This is a genomic window from Xanthomonas sp. LF07-6 (genome assembly GCF_034105445.1).
GTDB classification, from domain to species: Bacteria; Pseudomonadota; Gammaproteobacteria; order Xanthomonadales; family Xanthomonadaceae; genus Xanthomonas_A; species Xanthomonas_A sontii.
Window position 1 is genome coordinate 1 of sequence record NZ_JAXGGI010000002.1, and the last position, 18090, is coordinate 18090.

Annotated in this window: 13 protein-coding genes, 1 other RNA gene and 1 pseudogene; 7 read left to right on the forward strand and 8 right to left on the reverse strand. The window is 67.8% G+C overall.

What is annotated here, in order from left to right:
• Nucleotides 1–475 precede the first annotated feature (475 nt).
• Nucleotides 476–2725 carry a S8 family peptidase gene (locus SLW56_RS04525; RefSeq protein WP_320694576.1) on the reverse strand — a complete coding sequence of 750 codons (2250 nt, stop codon included), beginning with the start codon at nt 2723–2725 and terminating at the stop codon, nt 476–478.
• Between the two features lie 46 nt (nt 2726–2771).
• On the opposite strand from SLW56_RS04525, the gene SLW56_RS04530 reads away from it, so the two are divergent.
• The 4 genes from SLW56_RS04530 (at nt 2772) to SLW56_RS04545 (ending at nt 5599) form a co-directional block, all read left to right on the forward strand.
• The gene (locus SLW56_RS04530) at nt 2772–3197 is read left to right on the forward strand and encodes a hypothetical protein (protein WP_152235802.1); all 426 of its coding nucleotides are present in this window, start codon (nt 2772–2774) and stop codon (nt 3195–3197) included.
• 107 nt (nt 3198–3304) lie between these two features.
• Nucleotides 3305–3656, forward strand: a transfer-messenger RNA (tmRNA) gene (ssrA, locus tag SLW56_RS04535).
• 562 nt (nt 3657–4218) lie between these two features.
• The gene (locus tag SLW56_RS04540; RefSeq protein ID WP_167336245.1) at nt 4219–5040 is read left to right on the forward strand and encodes an enterotoxin A family protein; all 822 of its coding nucleotides are present in this window, start codon (nt 4219–4221) and stop codon (nt 5038–5040) included.
• 235 nt (nt 5041–5275) lie between these two features.
• Nucleotides 5276–5599 (forward strand): hypothetical protein, encoded by a 324-nt coding sequence (locus SLW56_RS04545; protein ID WP_152182078.1) that lies wholly within the window; start codon nt 5276–5278, stop codon nt 5597–5599.
• Between the two features lie 93 nt (nt 5600–5692).
• Here the strand turns inward: SLW56_RS04545 and SLW56_RS04550 are convergent.
• Nucleotides 5693–5822: pseudogene (locus SLW56_RS04550) on the reverse strand (IS30 family transposase); the annotation flags it as partial.
• 423 nt (nt 5823–6245) lie between these two features.
• On the opposite strand from SLW56_RS04550, the gene SLW56_RS04555 reads away from it, so the two are divergent.
• Complete coding sequence (locus SLW56_RS04555; protein WP_167336246.1) at nt 6246–6419, forward strand: hypothetical protein; 174 nt, start codon at nt 6246–6248, stop codon at nt 6417–6419.
• A gap of 505 nt (nt 6420–6924) precedes the next feature.
• Complete coding sequence (locus SLW56_RS04560) at nt 6925–7917, forward strand: GGDEF domain-containing protein (protein ID WP_052250742.1); 993 nt, start codon at nt 6925–6927, stop codon at nt 7915–7917.
• Nucleotides 7918–8301: 384 nt separating this feature from the next.
• Here SLW56_RS04560 and SLW56_RS04565 read toward each other — a convergent pair whose 3' ends face one another.
• From SLW56_RS04565 to SLW56_RS04585, 5 genes are all read right to left on the reverse strand, one after another.
• A complete protein-coding gene (locus tag SLW56_RS04565; protein WP_320694405.1) occupies nt 8302–9762 on the reverse strand; it encodes an efflux transporter outer membrane subunit in 1461 nt (486 codons plus the stop codon).
• A complete protein-coding gene (locus SLW56_RS04570; RefSeq protein ID WP_295943400.1) occupies nt 9756–10490 on the reverse strand; it encodes an SDR family oxidoreductase in 735 nt (244 codons plus the stop codon). Before SLW56_RS04570 ends, SLW56_RS04565 begins: the two co-directional genes overlap by 7 nt.
• A 31-nt stretch (nt 10491–10521) precedes the next feature.
• The gene (locus SLW56_RS04575) at nt 10522–13692 is read right to left on the reverse strand and encodes a multidrug efflux RND transporter permease subunit (protein WP_295943398.1); all 3171 of its coding nucleotides are present in this window, start codon (nt 13690–13692) and stop codon (nt 10522–10524) included.
• 140 nt (nt 13693–13832) lie between these two features.
• Nucleotides 13833–15038: an efflux RND transporter periplasmic adaptor subunit gene (locus SLW56_RS04580; RefSeq protein WP_320694406.1), complete on the reverse strand. Its 1206-nt coding sequence runs from the start codon at nt 15036–15038 to the stop codon at nt 13833–13835.
• Nucleotides 15035–15808: an SDR family oxidoreductase gene (locus SLW56_RS04585; protein WP_295910676.1), complete on the reverse strand. Its 774-nt coding sequence runs from the start codon at nt 15806–15808 to the stop codon at nt 15035–15037. Before SLW56_RS04585 ends, SLW56_RS04580 begins: the two co-directional genes overlap by 4 nt.
• A 347-nt stretch (nt 15809–16155) precedes the next feature.
• Between SLW56_RS04585 and SLW56_RS04590 the strand changes: the two genes are divergently transcribed.
• Entirely contained in the window at nt 16156–17253 is a 1098-nt protein-coding gene (locus SLW56_RS04590) for a LysR family transcriptional regulator (RefSeq protein ID WP_295917628.1), read from the forward strand.
• A 90-nt stretch (nt 17254–17343) separates the two neighbouring features.
• Here SLW56_RS04590 and SLW56_RS04595 read toward each other — a convergent pair whose 3' ends face one another.
• Nucleotides 17344–18051, reverse strand: coding sequence for an OmpA family protein (locus SLW56_RS04595; protein ID WP_320694407.1), 708 nt, complete (start codon nt 18049–18051; stop codon nt 17344–17346).
• Nucleotides 18052–18090: the final 39 nt, after the last annotated feature.

An 18090-nucleotide genomic window follows, 5' to 3' on the forward strand; every position in this document is an offset into this window, starting at 1 on the left:
GCCGCGACACAGTGGAGCCGGGATTGGGGATTGGGGAGTCGCAACCGCAGCTCCCATTCCCACAAGCTCAGCCGCAAGTGCGACGCCACAACGCCGTGGCACGACAGCCGCAAGAGCGCACCGCGGTGCATGGATGCCCTTGTGGGAGCGGCTTCAGCCGCGACGCGATGAAGTCGGAACGCGACGTGATTCGGTCGCACCGGCCGCAGAAGACGCGCAGCCCGTTTCATGCCCTCATCTGGAAACATCGGCAGTCACCCGTTGCGGCGAAAGCAGATTCCGACATGAAAGGCGATGCGGCCTCCGAGCCTGTTTCGCCCCTCGATCCCCGCCCCCAATCCCGGCCTCACCGCGTCGCGGCTGAAGCCGCTCCCACACGGGAGACCGCGCTGCCCCAGGGAACCGCCGTTTGCGAATCCCAAATCCCGAATCCCCGACTTTTCAGCAGCCGAATGGCTGATCATCCCCGCCCCACTCACGTCCCGCCAAGCATTCGCATCAAGCTCGGCAGCCCACTGCCCTGCATGTAGCGATCGCGCTGCAGGTCCAGGCACTGCGCCAGCAGCAGTTGCTTGACCCGATCCGGGGCACCGATGAACTCGCGGCGCACCGACAGAAAGGCGGCGATCAACCCCGACACATGCGCCGCGGCCATGCTGGTGCCGCTCATCTCCACCATCCAGGTGCCGGGATCCTCGAGCGCATAGCCGTGGTGCGCCGACAGGATCTTTTCGCCCGGCGCGACCAGATCCGGCTTGTAGCGGCCATCGGCGGTCGGGCCACGCGAAGAGAAGTACGAAATGCCGTAGCTGTGCGGGCTGCTCTTGTGCACCGAACCCACCGCCAGCGACTCCTCCAGGTTGGCCGGGTCGCCGATGCTCAGGTCCAGGTTCAGCGGGTAGGCCTCACCGTCGCCCTGCATCAGCCAGGCCAGGCCGTCGTTGCCGGCCGCGATCACCACCACCACGCCTTGCCGCCACAGCCGGCGCAACTCGTTGCATAGCGGGGTGAAGCCGCAGCCATAGCTCTCGGCGTCGAAGTAGCCACCCAGGCTCAGGTTGACCCCGTGCACCACCAGTTCGCCGGCGCGCTCATTGAATTCGGCGACCTGCTGCACGCCCTTGATGATCCACGAGTCGCGGCCGTTGCCGTCGTCGTCCAGCACCTTCAGCCCGTACAGCCGCGCCAGCGGCGCCATGCCGGCGAACTGCAGTGGCGCAGTGGCCGGCAAACCGGGCAGCGGCGCTTCGCACTGCCCGGCGATGATGCCGGCCACGTGGGTACCGTGACCATTGCCGTCGAGCGTGTCGAAGCCGGCCTCGCCCGGGCGCAACGCGCGCGGGCGTCCGCGCTGGGTGCAGTCCCATTGGGCAAGCACGGTCGCCGGTTGCCCGGCGGTATGGAAGTGCGGATGCGCCGCGGCGATGCCGCTGTCCAGCACCGCCCAGCCGATGCCGCTGCCGAGCGCGCGATAGGCCACCTGTGCCGCGTCCACCTGGATCGTGCTGCGCGACTGGTAGATCAGCGCGCGCTTGCCCGCATCTCGCCACAGGCGTTTCAGATTGAGGTCGCGATAGCGCTCGCGCAGGCTCTCGATCTCGAAACGGGTCAGCCGCGCCGACACGTAGCGCTGCAGCGTGTCCTCCAGTTCGATCTGCGCATCCAGCGCCTCGCCGTGCAGGCCGGTGGAGGCCTCGGTCAGCGCACGCAACGCGGCGATCAACTCATGCTTGCGTTGCGCCGGATCGCCGGCGTCGGACAACCGCTCGAGTTCGATCAGCACCTCATGACGATAATCCGGCGCGCGCGCCTCCAGCTGATCGGACAAGTCCTTGATCAGCACCGGATGCGCGATCGGCTGATCGAAGCCCACGCCCACCGCGCGCCGCACCTCGGCGCGCACGTCGGGGATGGACAGGTAGCCGGCGGCCGAATGCGGGTTGTGCTGCCAATCCGGGTTGATCTTCGACCCGGCGATGTTGTGGAAGCGCCCGCCGGCATCGGCGATGTCGTCGCTGAGATCATCGTCCAGCGCCACCGGGTCGCGCCGTTCGGCGACATTGACCCAGCGCGCCACGCAGGGTGGGAACGGCAGCTTCGGCGTGCCGGTCCACTCCTTGAACATGCTGCGCACCACCGGCAGCCCCAGCGGCGAGCCGAGCGTGAGCAGCAGCGACACCTCGCAGTCCTGCGGCTGCAGCTCGCGCAGCACGTCGTAGGCGATCAGCGAGCCCTGGCTGTGCGCGATGACCACGAACGGGCCGCCACCGGCGCGGATGCGCTGCAGCAGGCTCTCGCGCATCTGCGTACGCCGCGCCGGCACGAAGAAGAAGTCGTGCACGTCCTGCAGCAGCGCCGCGGAGATCAGCTTCAGCAGTGCGCGGTTGAGCACGTCGACCACGCCCTGCGCGTGCACGTCGGCGACTGCAGCCGCCGGTGCCGGCACCGCCGCCTCCACCTCGTCCAGCACTTGGTGCAGCCGTGCGCGCTCGGCCTCGCTGGCGGCCAGCGTGTCGGCGATCTGGCGCAGATCGGCCAGTTGCGGGGCCACGCCGAGTGCGCTGAGCACGCGCTGCTCGGCCTGGTTCAACACCGGGCCGCGGTCCTGATCCTGGCAATCGCCGGGCTCCGGCGACGGATAGCGTTCGCGGTTGACCCAGTAGGCCATGCGCGTGCGCTCGCCCATCGCGCGACCGAACAGCGCGCGATCCCATTGGCAGCGCAACACCTCGGCCGGCGGCTTGTTGCCGATGCCATGGATGTAGACGACCGTGCGTGCCCGCCCCTGCGCCAGCGAACCTTCGCCGGTGGCCTTGGGCCGCAGCGCGTTGCCCGCCGGTAGAGCGGCGGCGGGCGTCGCCGAGGCAGGTCTGCTGGCGCCGGGAGCCGCGGCGTCGGATCTGGACGGTGCTGCCAGCCTTGCCGATGCAGGTCCCTTCGTGGATGGAGCTGCCGATGCCGGCGCCGTCTTCTTCGCCGCCTTGGCAGCCCGCGTACCAACCGCTGGCGTCTTGCGCGCTGTTGCTGTCGGCTTGGCGGCAGATCTCGCCGGCGCCTTGGCCGGCGCCTTGCCGGGGGTGGACGTCGAGGACGTGACGGGTGCCTTGGGCGTACGCCCGCTGCTGCGGCCACGCGGCTGTCTGCTTGCCATTGCGCTGCTCCATGCCTGGGGGAATGCCTGGGGGACGGCGGCGTGACAGAGCCGGCGTCGCAGTGAAGCCAGCTTAAGCGCGGCCTGTCTCAAGACTTGTGACTGCCCTCCCCGATCCCTACACTGTGCAGGTCAGCGTTTGACGTTGTCCCCGGGGGTGCACTGGTTTCGACGGGGGTTGCAAAATCGCTTGGCGCATGCCGAGGGGGCAGCTTTCCTCGTAAATCCAGCCGCAAACTTATAGTTGCCAACGACGACAACTACGCACTGGCCGCTTAAGGCCTAGCCCCGAAATCGCTTGTGTCCGTGCTCGCGACGTAGGGTCATTATCACGGAATCGCCGGTGGTGGCTGCCTGTCAGCCATTGGCTAAATCAAGCAGGCTGGTCCCGGGATGCGCTTCGCACATCGTGCTGTTCCGGGGCGAGATCCAACGATGAGCTAAGCATGTAGTGCCGGGGATGGAGTGCCTTCGGACGGCGGTTCGATTCCGCCCACCTCCACCATCTGATCGCGGAAAAGAGCAGTAAACGCTTGATTCTGCGAAGGTTTGGCCCGGGGTTTGATGATCGATTTGAGCCTGGTCCAGGTATCAAACGAGGTATCAAACCCCGTGCCGAAGCCTTATTTTCTGCGCCGCCCGGCTGTGCCATAGGCGCGCATCTTCGCTCCCACCGATCTTCGGACCCTCGCTGGCCCGAGCCACTTGGTGCACCCCGTTTTCTACCGATGGGCGATGTCGCCCGTCTGGCTGCCTCGCGTGCCGCTGCAGCACTCTCGGGGGCATTCGATCGGATGCGACAGGACGCGAGCATGAACGACGATTTCCCGAGCCAAGCGCTGTCCGCGTTGCGAGGGAAGCAGGCGCGCCCCCTACACCATCAAGGCCGGGGGCATGGAACTGCCCGACCATGGGGCTGAATATGAAAACCCAATCGCAAATGCCAATGAGTTTTCGCCCATTTTCATTGGCGAGTTTAATAATTGTACATATTAAATAAATACAATCATTTCCATATTCATCGCCTATGGAGCCATCGCCTTGAGAAATCTGCTGGAGTTCTGGAATTGAAAAATCTGCTCTGTCTATTCTGTCTCATCATCTGTCCTTCACTGGCCTGGGCAAACGACCCACCAGATTTTCTTTTCAGATGCGATACGCGGTCACCCGATGAAATTCAACAAGCCGGCGGGTTCTATCCGCACAACAACGGCAGAATCCGCGACTACGACCTCGCCCATCACTTCACCGGAGAAAGTGTCGAGCATTATACCTCCGCCTTCGTATCGACGAGCTCGGATTTGAAAGCAGTCGTCAACCATTGCCTGAGCATGGTCGGCAGCGATCAGAGCGCATGGATCTACATGATCATGCCGGGCAGCAATTTCTATAGTGTTTCGTCCTCCCTGCAAAGAGTCCGCGACAGCCATGTGGCGGGCTCCCCGGAATGGCAAAGAATCAATCAACTCATCATCGACTATGACGGCATGTCCGAATATGTGGCGGTCGATGGGTTTCCTTTCGGCAGAGTCATCAGTCACGCCGAGCTCAACCAAGAGATGGTCGACGACTATTACGATGACGAAGACTCGGTGCTGTACTCGAACGACTTCTGGGAGGATCGATGGAATCTTTCGGACGCTTTCAACGCTGATTTCGATGGAGAACAGCCCAGCGACTCACCATACCTGGTGGTAGACGAGCCAGCGAGCCAGGTAGTACTGGCGCTAAATGAGCATGCGATGGAACTACCGCTGCGCTTCGTCTGCGACGCGGCGAACGGCTTCCCGGCATCGAGCAGATCGAGAGCATCCTCGCATTCATGCCCCAGGTACGAAATCATCAAAAGGCTCTATGACAAACAAATAATATCCAGCATTATACTTTGACCATCGACATACCGACGTCCGTCTCCAGCACAGTATTTCCCTGAAAAATCGAACCACCGTTTACCCAGCGGGCATTGCGCTTGCCGGGAGAGTGGGTGGTGCACGTTCCATCTGATGCCCCCCCCAAAAATACTGTAGACGGCCACAAACCAAACAGATGTCCACACCCCACACGAGTCTGCGCATTGCAGTCGTTCGTTTTAGTGGACCCACACGAAAAAACAGGAGCACGACAATGAAAATCAAGCCCCCAGCCTTTGCAATCGCAATCTGCCTTTCGTCATTGAGCCTGAATGCAATGGCAGGCGAATATACCGAAACCGGATACCTGAGAAATGTCAAGGCGAACAATACCGGGAGCACCTGTTTCTTTCAGATCGCGGGGTCACCCACAGGACATAACTTCCAGGGCGGAGAGTGGTATTGCGGAGATATTGCAGGCCAGAACATTCTGAAACTGGCGCAAACCGCACAAATCCTCCAGATGAAGGTCAAAGTCATCCTGGAAGGAGACGGAGCCGCGTACAAGCCGGTAAAGGCCGTTGAATTAGCCAATTAGAACGACTGGATGCCAGGCGGGTGTGGACGACGCGCAGGAGCCGGAGCATACGTGGGGGACCTGAGGATTCCGAGGCCGGCCGTGCCCCCTGCTCTCGCACAGCACCGCCAGCCGGGCCTTGCGCTCCACCAGCCTGCCCACGCACGAACGGTTGAACGCGCCCTTGATCAGGTCGCCCTTCCCAATGCCTCGGCACTAGGCGTTGCTCCACCTGCTCCGGACGATGCACGATGCACGGCTGTTCGGCACCCAGGAGCGCCTGAGGCGACCATGCGCGGCAGGCCGCGCATGGCCTTGCGCAGCGCCAGCTGACATGCCAACGCACCAGCAGGCGATCTACCTGCCGGTGCGCGAAGAAAGTGGTCCAGCCGCGGATGCCTGCATCCTTGAAGCAGCCCCAGGCATCGCCCCGGCCGCACAGCTGGTAGGCGCATCATGCGTCCGTGTCCGTTACGCCGGCGTCCTTGAGGCGTTGCGAAATGATGTCGGCGGCGTCGTTGCCGTGCGATGACGGCGCATGCCAACCGCGCCGCCGCCAAGAGCGCCTAGGCGGGCACTGGCGATGGCGGCATCGGCGACGCGCCGACATACCCGTCACCGCCGGTCTGTACGGTGGCAGACGCCCTCCTCGATTCGGACACTCCCCATGCCATTGACCCAGGAACAACTGCGTATCCTGCAGGACATCCATGCCACCACCCCGGTCAGCGAAGCCGAGGCGACCTGGGCGGTGCGCGAGGACTACGCGGCGCAAGGCGAGGACGGCGATCTGGCGCTCAGCCAGAAGGGGTTGAAGGCCATCGACGGCAGCGAAGCGTAACCCGCCTCCTGGCCGGCACGTCTTGCTCATCCCATCGCGCCGGCGACGGTAGCGCTGCAGAGATAGCCCGTCCGGCCGGCGCTGCGTCCATCTGCACACAACACCGCCCCCACGCGACGAGAGTACGGTTTGCCCGGCTAGCGCCCCGCTTCGCCCGTGCCCTCATCCGGCGCTGCGCGCCACCCTCTCCGGCGGGTAGAGGCAGGCGCGAGCGTCCTCGCAACAGCGCTGTACCACCCGCCGCCAGACAACGTCTGCCGCGTGGCGCAGGTTGATCGGCGCGACGCCGATCCCTCCGCCAATGCGACGTCGTCGTGATGCCATACGTGTCGGCAATCCCGCTGCGCCGCGGTCAGCTTCGGGATATTCACCACAAAAGAACCTCAGGCATGGAACTTGCCTCTGCCACCGCAACACCTCTTCGCCATCCTGACGTCGCCATGTTCATTGCCCGCCCTCGCCAGCCCGCCTGCAATGAACTTGCGCCGCTCCGGAGTCCAGCCCCGTGAGCGCCGGATTGACCCTGCGTCGGCACTTCCGGCTCGGCATCATCAAGACACTCGGTCCGTCCACGGCCGGGGTGCTGCTGCTGTTCGCCGTCTATCAGATGGCGATCGGCGCGCCGTTGACTGCACTGGCCGGCGCCGCGCTGGCCGGCCTGGCCGCGCTGGCGACCTGGCTGGCGCTGCACCGTGGCGACGGCCGCATGGATCCGCTGCTGTCGCTGAGCTGGTTGCTGGGGAGCGCCCTGGCCTGCCATGCACTGCGCCACGCCGCGGTGCCGTGGCTGTACCTGGTGATGATGAGCAATTTCTTCGTGGTGACGCGCCATGTCGCGCTGGCCTGCAATGCCACTCTGATCGCGGTGCTGCTGGTGGTGACCCCGAGCACCCTGGGTGCCGAGCACTTCTTTTCGATGATCTCGGTGTCGTTGCTGATCACCGGGCTGGGCTACATGCTCGCGTTGCGGGTGGAAGGCGATCGCGTGCAGCTGGAACAACTGGCGTCGCACGATTCGCTGACCGGGCTGCCGAACCGCCGCATGCTCGAGCGCAGCCTGTCGCAACGGGTGGCCGATCCGCGTCGTGCGACTCGCCGGCATGGGCTGATCGTGCTCGACATCGATCACTTCAAGGAGGTCAACGACCTCTACGGCCATGCCGAGGGCGACCGGGTGCTGGCCGAGCTGGCCGCGCTGCTGCGCGCGCAGGTACGTGCGCCGGACGAGGTGTTCCGGTTCGGCGGCGAGGAGTTCGTGGTGGTGGCACGGCTGCAGTCCGCGACCGAACTGTCCGCCTTCGCCAGGCGCCTGCACGATGCCACCCGCTCTGCGCTGCGCGGCCCCAACGGCACCATCACCGTGTCGCTGGGTGCGGCGATGCTGTGCGACGAGGTGCAGTGGCACGACTGGTTCTCGCGCGCAGACACCGCGCTGTACCAGGCCAAGAACAACGGTCGCGACCGTTATGTGATCGCCGAGGACGTGGCGCAGGACTGAACGACCAGCACCCGCGGCGATCTGCCACATGCCCGGCTGGTCTTCGGTCCGGTCGCCGTCACCAGTACCGCTCCGATGGCGGGAAGCATCCTGTGAGCACCAACTGTGATGCCGGGCGAATTGGCGTGCGTTCCGATGGCGCAATGCGTCGGGGCTGAAGTCCCTCGCACAGTGCACCCGCAGGGCTCGCCGCAAGCCATTGTGGGAGTCGCCAGCCATGCAGCCGCGCCGGGCTTCAGCGGGAACGCCCGGCGCGGCTGACGCCGCTCCTATAGACAAACCTGGGAAGCGGCCGGATGGCGGCGAGAGCACATGACGAGCGGTGCCGACCAGGCGCCACGGTGCGAACGGTCGTCCCGCACCGCGGCAGGTGCAGCGCTCTGCTCAGCGCGCCTGCACCGCGGACGCCGCCACCGCGGTGGTCGCGACGTCCCGGCTGCCGGCCTCCGTGCCCGCGTCCTGCCCCCAACCACCAAGCGCCTTGTACACCCGCACCACGCCGATGTTCACCGCCGCTTCGGCGTCGGCCAGGGCCGCCTCGGCGGTCAGTTGCGTGCGCTGCGCATCGAGCAGGGTCAGGAAATCCTCCGAGCCTTCGCGATAGCGGATCTGCGCCAACGCCTCGGCCCGCTGCGCCGCCTGCGTCTGTTCGGCCACGATCGCCAGCCGCGCTTGTTCGTGGGCATAAGCGGTCAAGGCGTTCTCGGTGTCCTCCAGTGCGCCGAGCACGGCTTTCTCGTAGTCGGCTGCGGCGCCGTCGGCCTGCGCTTCGCTCGCGCGCAGGCGTGCCCGCACACTGCCCAGGTCGAACGCCGCCCACTGGATCGACGGGGTCAGCGACCAGGCCTTGCTGCGGCCGTGCAGCAAGGCGCCGGCATCGCCGGACAGGAAGCCGACGAAACCGGACAGGCTGATCCGCGGGAACAGGTCGGCGGTGGCCACGCCGACGCGCGCGGTCGCCGCCGCCAGACGGCGTTCGGCGATGCGCACGTCCGGACGCCGGCGCAGCAACTGCGTTGTGTCGCCCAGCGGCAAGGCCCGTGCATAGGCCGGGGTCGGCTGCGGCGCCAGCAGTGCATCGAGCGCGCCCGGCGGCTTGCCCAGCAGCACCGCCAGCCGGTGCCGCGCCTGTGCGGCATCGACTTCCAGCAGCGGGATGTCGGCCTCGATCGCCTTCAGCCGCGCGCGGCTGCTCTGCACGTCCAGTTCGCTGCCGGCGCCCAGTCGCCAACGGGTCTCGGTCAGCCGCTGGGTGTCGCGCAGGTTGTCCAGCGTGGTCCGCGCCAGCGCGATGCGCTTCTGCGTGCCGCGCAGGGCGAAGTAGTTGCGTGCCACCTCCGCGGCCACGGTGACCTGGGCGTCGGCCAGGCCGGCCTGTTCGGCTTCCAGGTTCGCACGCGCCGCTTCGCTGGCGCGGCGCTGGCGCCCGAACAGGTCCAGCTCCCAGGCGGCATCGAAGCCCAGCCGGTAGCTTTCGGTGAGCACGCGCGCGCCGCCAGCGTCCGCGTCCGGGGCCTTGCCGCGGGTGTAGTCGCCGCCGGCGGTGACATGCGGCGCCTGGTCCAGACGCTGCTCGGCGAAGACCGCGCGCGCCTCGTGCACGCGCGCCAGGGCGAGGCGGAGGTCCAGGTTGGCGACCAGGCCGTCGTGCACCAGCTGTTCCAGCACCGGGTCGTCGAACTGCGCCCACCAGGACGCGACCGGCGAGTCGGTCGCGAACACCGGCGACGCGGCGCCCTGCAGGGTGACCGGCGGCTGCGCCGGTACGCGGTAGTCGGGGCCGACGCTGGCGCAGGCGCTGAGCAGCGCCAGCGCCAGTGCGCCGAAGACGGGACGGATCACCATGGCAGCACCTGTCCGACATGGGTGTAGCTGCCGGTCGGGCCGTCGGCGTCAAGCAGCGCCATCATCACGCTGCTGCGCGCGCCGTCGGCCACTTCCAGCTCGCCCTCGCCCGCGTTCATGTCGGTCTTCACGTAGCCGGGGTGGATGGTGTTGACCTTGATCGGGGTCTCGCGCAGTTCGTAGGCCAACTGGATGGTCCAGGCATTCACCGCGCTCTTGGACACGTTGTAGGCCGGCACCTTGAAGTCGTAGATCGGCGACCCGGGCTGGCTGTGCAGGGCAAGCGAACCGAGCACGCTGGAGACGTTGACGATGCGCGCGGCCGGCGCCTCGCGCAGCAGCGGCAGGAACGCCTGGGTGACCGCGATCAGGCCGAACAGGTTGGTGTCGAAGGTCTCGCGCCAGGTCTCCAGGCTCTGCTGCGACACGCTCAGGCGCGGGTCGTCGCGCAGGATGCCGGCGTTGTTGACCAGGATGTCCAGCCGCCCATGGCGTGTGCGCACCGTCTCCACCGCGGCGGCGATGCTGGCGGCGTCGGTGACGTCCAGGGTCAGCGGCTCCACCGGCAGGCCCTCGCCCTGCAGTTCCAGGGCCGCGGCGCTGGCGCGGGTCGCGTCGCGCCCGGCCAGCAGGGTGTGCACGCCGGCTTCGGCCAGCTGCCGCACGGTGTGCAGGCCGATGCCGCGGGTGGCGCCGGTGACCAGGGCGATCTTGTGTGCTGCGTTCATTGCAAAACTCCTGAGAAGGATGGGAAAAGGATCAGCCGTGCGCCGGCGCGTCGGCGTGGGCCGGCGCATGCGAGACCAGCGGCCGCCCGGCCAGCTTGCGCAGGGCGACATAGAACACGGGGGTGAGGAACAGACCGAACAGGGTCACGCCCAGCATGCCGGCGAACACGGTGATGCCGGTGGCAGAGCGCACTTCCGCGCCCGCGCCATGCGAGAACACCAGCGGCACCGTGCCGGCGATGAAGGCGATGGAGGTCATCACGATCGGGCGCAGGCGCAGGCGGCAGGCCTGCAGCGCCGATTCGACGATGCCCTTGCCCTGCAGTTCCAGCTCGCGGGCGAACTCGACGATCAGGATCGCGTTCTTGCACGCCAGGCCCATCAGCACCACCAGACCCACCTGCACGAACACGTTGTTGTCGCCGCCGCTCAGCCACACCCCGAACAGCGCCGACAGCAGGGTCATCGGCACGATCAGGATCACCGCCAGCGGCAGCGTCCAGCTCTCGTACAGCGCGGCCAGCACCAGGAACGCCAGCAGCACCGCCAGCGGGAACACCACCAGCGCCGCATTGCCCTGGGTGACCTGCTGGTAGCTCAGGTCGGTCCACTCGATCTCCATGCCGTTGGGCAGCACCTGCTTGGCGATCTGGGTGATCTTGGCCATCGCCTCGGCCGAGGACAGCGAGCGCGCATCCGCTTCGCCGGCCAGGTCGGCGGCCGGATAGCCGTTGTAGCGCAGCACCGGGTCCGGACCGTAGGTCTGCTTGATCGTCACCATCGAGCCGATCGGCACCATTTCGCCGTTGGCGTTGCGGGTGCGCAGCCGGGCGATGTCCTCCACGCTCTCGCGGAACGGCGCATCGGCCTGGGCGATCACCTGCCAGGTGCGGCCGAACTGGTTGAAGTCGTTGACGTAGGTCGAGCCCAGGTAGGTCTGCAAGGTGTCGAACAGATCGGTCAGGGCCACGCCCTGGGCCTTGGCCTTGACCCGGTCGACCTCGGCATCGAGCTGCGGCACGTTGGCCTGGTAGGTGCCGATCGGGAAACTCATGCCCGGGGTCTGCGCCACCGCGCCCTGCATGGTGCTGACCGCGTTCTGCAGCGCGCCGTAGCCGAGGTTGGCACGGTCCTCGATGAACAACTGGTAGCCGTTGCCGTTGCCCAGGCCGAGGATCGGCGGCGGCATGAAGGCGAACGACATGCCCTCGCCCAGCTGCGAGATGCGCTGGTTGATCTCGGCATTGATTTCCAGCGCGCTGCGGTGGCGCTCGGCGAACGGCTTCAACGGCAGGAACACCACGCCAGTGTTGGGCGTATTGGTGAACTGCAGCGCGTTGAGGCCCGGGAACGAGATCGCATGGGCCACGCCGTCGGTCTGCATGGCGATGGTGGCGACCTTGCGCAGCATCGCGTCGGTGCGCTCGATCGAGGCGCCCTCCGGCAGCTTGACGCCGGCGATCAGGTACATCTTGTCCTGGGTCGGGATGAAGCCGCCCGGCACCGCCTTGAACATCAGCCCGGTGACCAGCAGCAGCGCCACGTACACCGCGAACACCGCGCCGCGGCGGCCGAGGATGCGCGACACCGCGCCCTGGTAGCGGTCGGAGCTGCGGTGGAAGAAGCGGTTGAACGGACGGAACAGCCAGCCGCCGAACAGCCGCTCCATACCGCGCGACAGGCGGTCCTTGGGCGCGTCGTGGCCTTGCAGCAGGCGCGCGGCCAGCGCCGGCGACAGGGTCAGCGAGTTGATCGCCGAGATCACGGTGGAGATGGCGATGGTCACCGCGAACTGCTTGTAGAACTGCCCGGTGACCCCGGACAGGAACGCCATCGGCACGAACACCGCGCACAGCACCAGCGCGATCGCGATGATCGGGCCGGACACCTCGCGCATCGCCTGGTGGGCGGCCGCCAGTGGGGTCAGCCCCTCCTCGATGTTGCGCTCCACGTTCTCCACCACCACGATCGCATCATCGACCACGATGCCGATCGCCAGCACCAGCCCGAACAGGGTCAGCGTGTTGATCGAGAAGCCCAGCAGGTACAGCGCGGCGAAGGTGCCGACCACCGACACCGGCACCGCGATCAGCGGAATGATCGAGGCGCGCCAGGTCTGCAGGAACAGGATCACCACCAGCACCACCAGCAGCACCGCCTCCAGCAGGGTGTGGACCACCGCGCTGATCGAGTCGCGCACGAAGATGGTGGTGTCGTACACCGCTTCGTACTTCACGTCGTCCGGGAACTGCTTGGTCAGCTCGTCCATCTTGGCGATGACCTGGTCGCGGATCTGCAGCGCATTGGCGCCCGGCGCCTGGAAGATGCCGATGCCGACCGCGTTCTTGCCGTCCAGCTGCGCGCGCAGGGTGTAGTCGCCGGCGCCCAGCTGCAGGCGGGCGACGTCGGACAGGCGCACGGTCTGGCCGTCGGCGCCGACCTTGAGCACGATGTCGCCGAACTCCTGTTCGGTACGCAGGCGGCCCTGCGCGTTGATCAGGGTCAGGAACTTGCTCTCCGGCATCGGCTCGGCGCCGAGCTGGCCGGCGGAGACCTGCACGTTCTGCTCGCGCATCGCCGCGACCACATCGCTGGCGGTGAGCCCGCGCGCGGCCACCCGCTCCGGATCCAGCCACGCGCGCATCGCGTAGTCGCCGCCGCCGAACACCTGCGCATCGCCCACGCCCTGGATCCGTGCCAGCGCGTCCTTGACGTGCAGGCGCGCGTAGTTGCGCAGATACAGGGTGTCGTACTTGCCCTTGGGCGAGGTCAGGTGCACCACCATCAGGAAGGTCGGCGACTGCTTCTGCGTGGTCACGCCCTGCCGGCGCACGTCCTCGGGCAGGCGCGCCTGCGCCTGCGCCACGCGGTTCTGCACCTTGACCGCGGCATCGTCCGGATCGGTGCCAGGGCGGAAGGTCACGGTCATCTGCAGCACGCCGTCGGAGCCGGCGACCGACTTGATGTACATCATGTTCTCCACGCCGTTGATCGCTTCCTCCAGCGGCGTGGCGACGGTCTCGGCGATGACCTTGGGATTGGCGCCCGGATACACCGTGCGCACCACCACCGAAGGCGGCACCACGTCCGGATATTCGCCGATGGGCAGCAGCGGGATGGCGATCAGGCCCGCGGCGAAGATGACGATCGACAGCACGGCGGCGAAGATCGGCCGGTCGATGAAGAATCTGGAAAAGTCCATGGGTGGTGGTCCTGGAAACGGATGAAACGGGGGGCCGGGCGCGGACGCAGGCATGCCGGTGGCGACGCCGGGCCATCGCGGGCCCGGCGGGCGCGGCCGGCAGGTCATGACCCGGCCGGTGCTGCGTCGGCGCCCGCGACTCAGTCGAGGGCGACGGCCTGGCGCGGTGCGGCAGGAGACGCGGTCTGCGCGATCGGCTTGGCCTGCACCTGCATGCCGGGCATGAACACCTTCTGCACGCCGTCGACGATGACCTTGTCGCCGGCGGACAAGCCGCTGCGCACGATGCGCAGGCCGTCCGCGCTGCGGCCGAGCTGCACGTCGCGCCGCTGCGCCTTGCCGTCCTTGTCGACCACGTAGACGTACTTGCGGTCCTGGTCGGTGAGCACCGCGCGGTCGTCGATCAGCACCGCGTCGAAGCGACCGCTGCCGAGCAGCCGCACCCGCGCGAACAGGCCGGGGGTGAAGCGGCGATCGGCGTTGTCCAGCAACGCGCGCACGTGGATGGTGCCGGTGCTGCGCACCAGCTGGTTGTCGAGGAAATCGACCTTGCCGGCATGCGGATAGCCGTCCTCGCCGACCAGGCCGACCTGCACCGGCAGGCTGCCGTCGCGCTCGCTCGGGCGCTGGCCGTCGCGCGCCATCTGCGCATAGCGCAGGAAGGTGCCTTCGTCGGCATCGAAGTACACGTGCACCTTGTCCAGCGACACCAGCGTGGTCAGCACGCTGGCGCTGTCGCCGGCGCTGACCAGGTTGCCGGCGGTGACCATCGCGCGGCCGGCGCGGCCAGCGATCGGCGCGCGCACCTGGGTCCATTCCAGGTTCAGGCGTGCGCTGTCCACCGCCGCCTGCGCGGCCAGCACGTCGGCCTGTGCCTGCTCGGCCGCGGCGCGCCGCTGTTCCCAGCTCTCGGTGGAGATGGCCTGCTGTTCGGACAGGGTCTTGGCGCGCGCGGCCTCGCTGGCGCTGAGCTTGGCCTGGGTGCGTGCGCGCGCCAGATCGGCCTCGGCGCGGGCCAGGTCGGCGCGGTAGCTGCGCGCGTCGATGGTGAACAGCACATCGCCCTTCTTCACCTCCTGCCCTTCGACGTAATTGACCTTGTCGATGTAGCCGGACACGCGCGGGCGCAGGTCGACGTGCTCGACCGCCTCGACGCGGCCGCTGAACTCGTCCCACTGACTGATCTGCTTCTGCAGCGCGGGCGCCACGCCCACGCTCGGCGGCGGCGGCGCGCCCTGTTCGTTGGCCTTGCCGCCGCAGGCGGCGAGCGTGGCGACCAGCAGCGCCACCGCCAGCGGGCGCAGGGCGCCCGGCAGCAGGCGCGACGGCATCGGAATCGGATTCATGGAGAGACCTCGTGGGTGGAGAAGGAAAACGGCAAGGGGGTGAGCAAGGCGCTGCGCGGCTGGGCAAAGTGGCGGCGATCGATCTCGACCAGGGCGCGGTCCGGCCGCTGCGCATCGGCAAGCAGGTGGACCACGGCGCGGCCGACGCCGAGGGTGGTGAACCACTCCGGGCAGTCGCCGATGGCGTCGTCGCTGCGGCACACCGGCGCGGACAGCGACAGCAGATGCACGTGCACGCCCAGCGGCTTGGCTTCCTCGTGCAGCACCTGCGCAAGCATGCGGATCGCGGAGGCCGCGACCGAACTGTCGCCATGCCCGGACCAGGCGCGCAGCGCGCAGGGACTGCCCAGCAGCACGTAGCGGGCGCCGCGCTCGTGCTGCGCCAGCAGCGGCAACAGATGCCGCGCGGCAGCCAGATGCGGCAGCAGATCCGCATCCAGGCGCCGGCGCAGCGCGCCCAGCGGTCGCTCCAGCAGGCGCCCGGGGCGCAGCGGGCTGCCCAGGGCGGCGACCACCGCGGCCAGCGGCCGCGGCCGCTGCGCGATCTCGGCGACCAGGGCCGCGGCGGCCGCGTCGGTGGCGACCGAGCCGGCCAGCACGTCCAGCGCGGGTTCGTCGCGGTGGCGATCGCGCAGCGCAGCCAGGCGGGCGCGATCGCGCCCCACTGCCAGCACCGGGCTGCCCGCCTCCAGCAACGCCTGGACCACGCCCTGCCCGACCGTGCCGCTGCCGCCGAGGACCAGGACCTCGGGGACCAACGTCCCGCTCACGGGACTTTTCCTCCCGCCGACGGGACAATCGCGATGCGTCCCAGCCGATCGGTGCCGGACGCGCCCAGGCGCAGGCTGCTGCCGCCCTGCCGCCGCGGCGGCGGCGTGAACTCGCGAAACGCCCTCGGGTAAAGGGATTGCGCCGGCGCCACCGGCGCGGAACGGCGCCGCGGCTGGCGATCGGGGCAGGCGAAAAACTGGAACAGAGTGCGCATCGACATGGGCAAAGACCGTCGGTGATGGCGAATGCGGACAAATTAGGCGCCAAAGCCGCACTTGATTAGTCCGAATTAAGGGGAATAATCGTCCCGCTATCGGTCCAATCGTCTCCACCTCAAGGAACCGCCATGAGCCACGATCTGAACGACACCCTGATCTTCGTCAAGGTGGTCGAGCAAGGCAGCTTCATCGCCGCGGCCAATGCCCTCGGCCTGCCCAAGACCACCGTCAGCCGCAAGGTGCAGGACCTGGAAGCGCGGCTGGGCGCGCGCCTGCTGCACCGGACCACGCGCCGGCTCGGGCTGACCGAGGCCGGCGCGGTCTACCACGAGCATTGCCAGCGCATCGCCCGCGAACTGGAGGAAGCCGAGAGCGCGGTGGGCCAGTTGCAGGCCGGCCCGCGCGGCTGGCTGCGCTTCAGCGTGCCCTATTCGGCCGGCATCTCGTGGGTGGCGCCGATCCTGGGCGAATTCCACCGCCAGCATCCGGAAGTGCGCCTGGAGATGATCATGACCAGCGACAAGGTCGACCCGATCGCCGAAGGCGTGGACGTGGCCCTGCACATGGGCACGCTGCCGGATTCGACCATGGTCGCGCGCAAGCTCGCCACCTTCCGCACCCAGGTCTTCGCCAGTCCGTATTACATCGAGCGCCATGGCGAACCGCTGCATCCGGACGACCTGCAGCACCACCGCACGCTGGCACTGAGCAACGGCCGCGGCGGCGGCACCCGGCTGTGCTGGCCGCTGCGCAACGGCAAGCAGAGCGGCGAATTCCTGGTCCAGCCGATCCTGCTGGCCAACGATTCGGCGGCGCTGATCGGCGGCCTGGTCTGCGGCGAAGGCCTGGTGCTGGCCAGCGATGCGACGATCAAGCCGCTGATCGAGGCCGGCAAGGCGCGGCGCGTGCTCGGCGGCTGGGTCGGGCCGGACCTGGACTTCAACGCGGTGTTCCCGGGCGGGCGCATGCTCTCGCCGAAGGTGCGCGCCTTCGTCGACTTCCTGGTCGACAAGCTCAACTTCGACGTCAGCTACATGATGGCGCAGTGCCCGGCCAAGCTGGCCACGCAGCAGGCCGAGGACGGCGCCGAGTTCACCCTCTGCAGCGGTGTGGCGATGAACACCCAGTCGCTGGCCAGCCTGCCGCGCATCGCAGCCACACCGGCGCCGGTGCCGGCGGCACTGGAAACGGAAGCCGAGGACGAAGAGGACGTGGCACTGGTCTGAGCCGCGCCGCGCGCAACGCGTCGCAGCAGCAGCGCAGAAACGCGAACGGGCCGCAGTGCGGCCCGTTCGTCGTTGCGGTCGGCGGATCGGTCAGCCGGCCGAGGCGCGCAGCGGCACCACGCGGATCTCCACGCGGCGGTTCTGCGCGCGACCGGCCTCGGTGCTGTTGTCGGCGATCGGGTACTTCTTGCCCGCGCCCAGGGTCTGGATGCGCTCGGGCTGCACGCCCTGCGCGGTCAGGTAGGCGGCCACCGAGGACGCGCGCTGTTCGGACAGACGCTGGTTGACCGCATCGCTGCCGATGCTGTCGGTGTGGCCGACCACCTCGATCATGGTCTGGTTGTATTCGCCCAGGGTCTGGGCCACGCCGTTGAGCGCCGAATAGAACTGCGGCTTGAGCGTGGACTGGTTGAAGTCGAAGGTGATGCCGTCGGGCAGGTTGAGGGTGATGTTGTCGCCGTCGCGGCGCACGTCGATACCGGTGTTGGCGGTGCGCTCGCGCAGCGCGCGTTCCTGCCGATCCTGGTAGTTGCCGATCGCCGCGCCGCTGAGCGCGCCGATGCCTGCGCCGATCATCGCGTGCTGGCGGCGCTCGGTGGCGCTGCTGCCGCTGAGCAGGCCTGCGGCGACGCCGACCGCGGTGCCGATCAGCGCGCCGCGGCCGGTGCGGTTCTGCTGCTCGGTGGGATTGCCGTACTGGTCGCGCTGCACGTAGGAGCCGCCGGTGGCGCAGGCGGACAGCACCAGCGCACTGGCCAGGGCCACGTACACGCCGCGAAGGGTGGTCGTTTTCATCATGTTCTCTCCGAACCTGGTTTGACGTGGCGGCAGCATAAA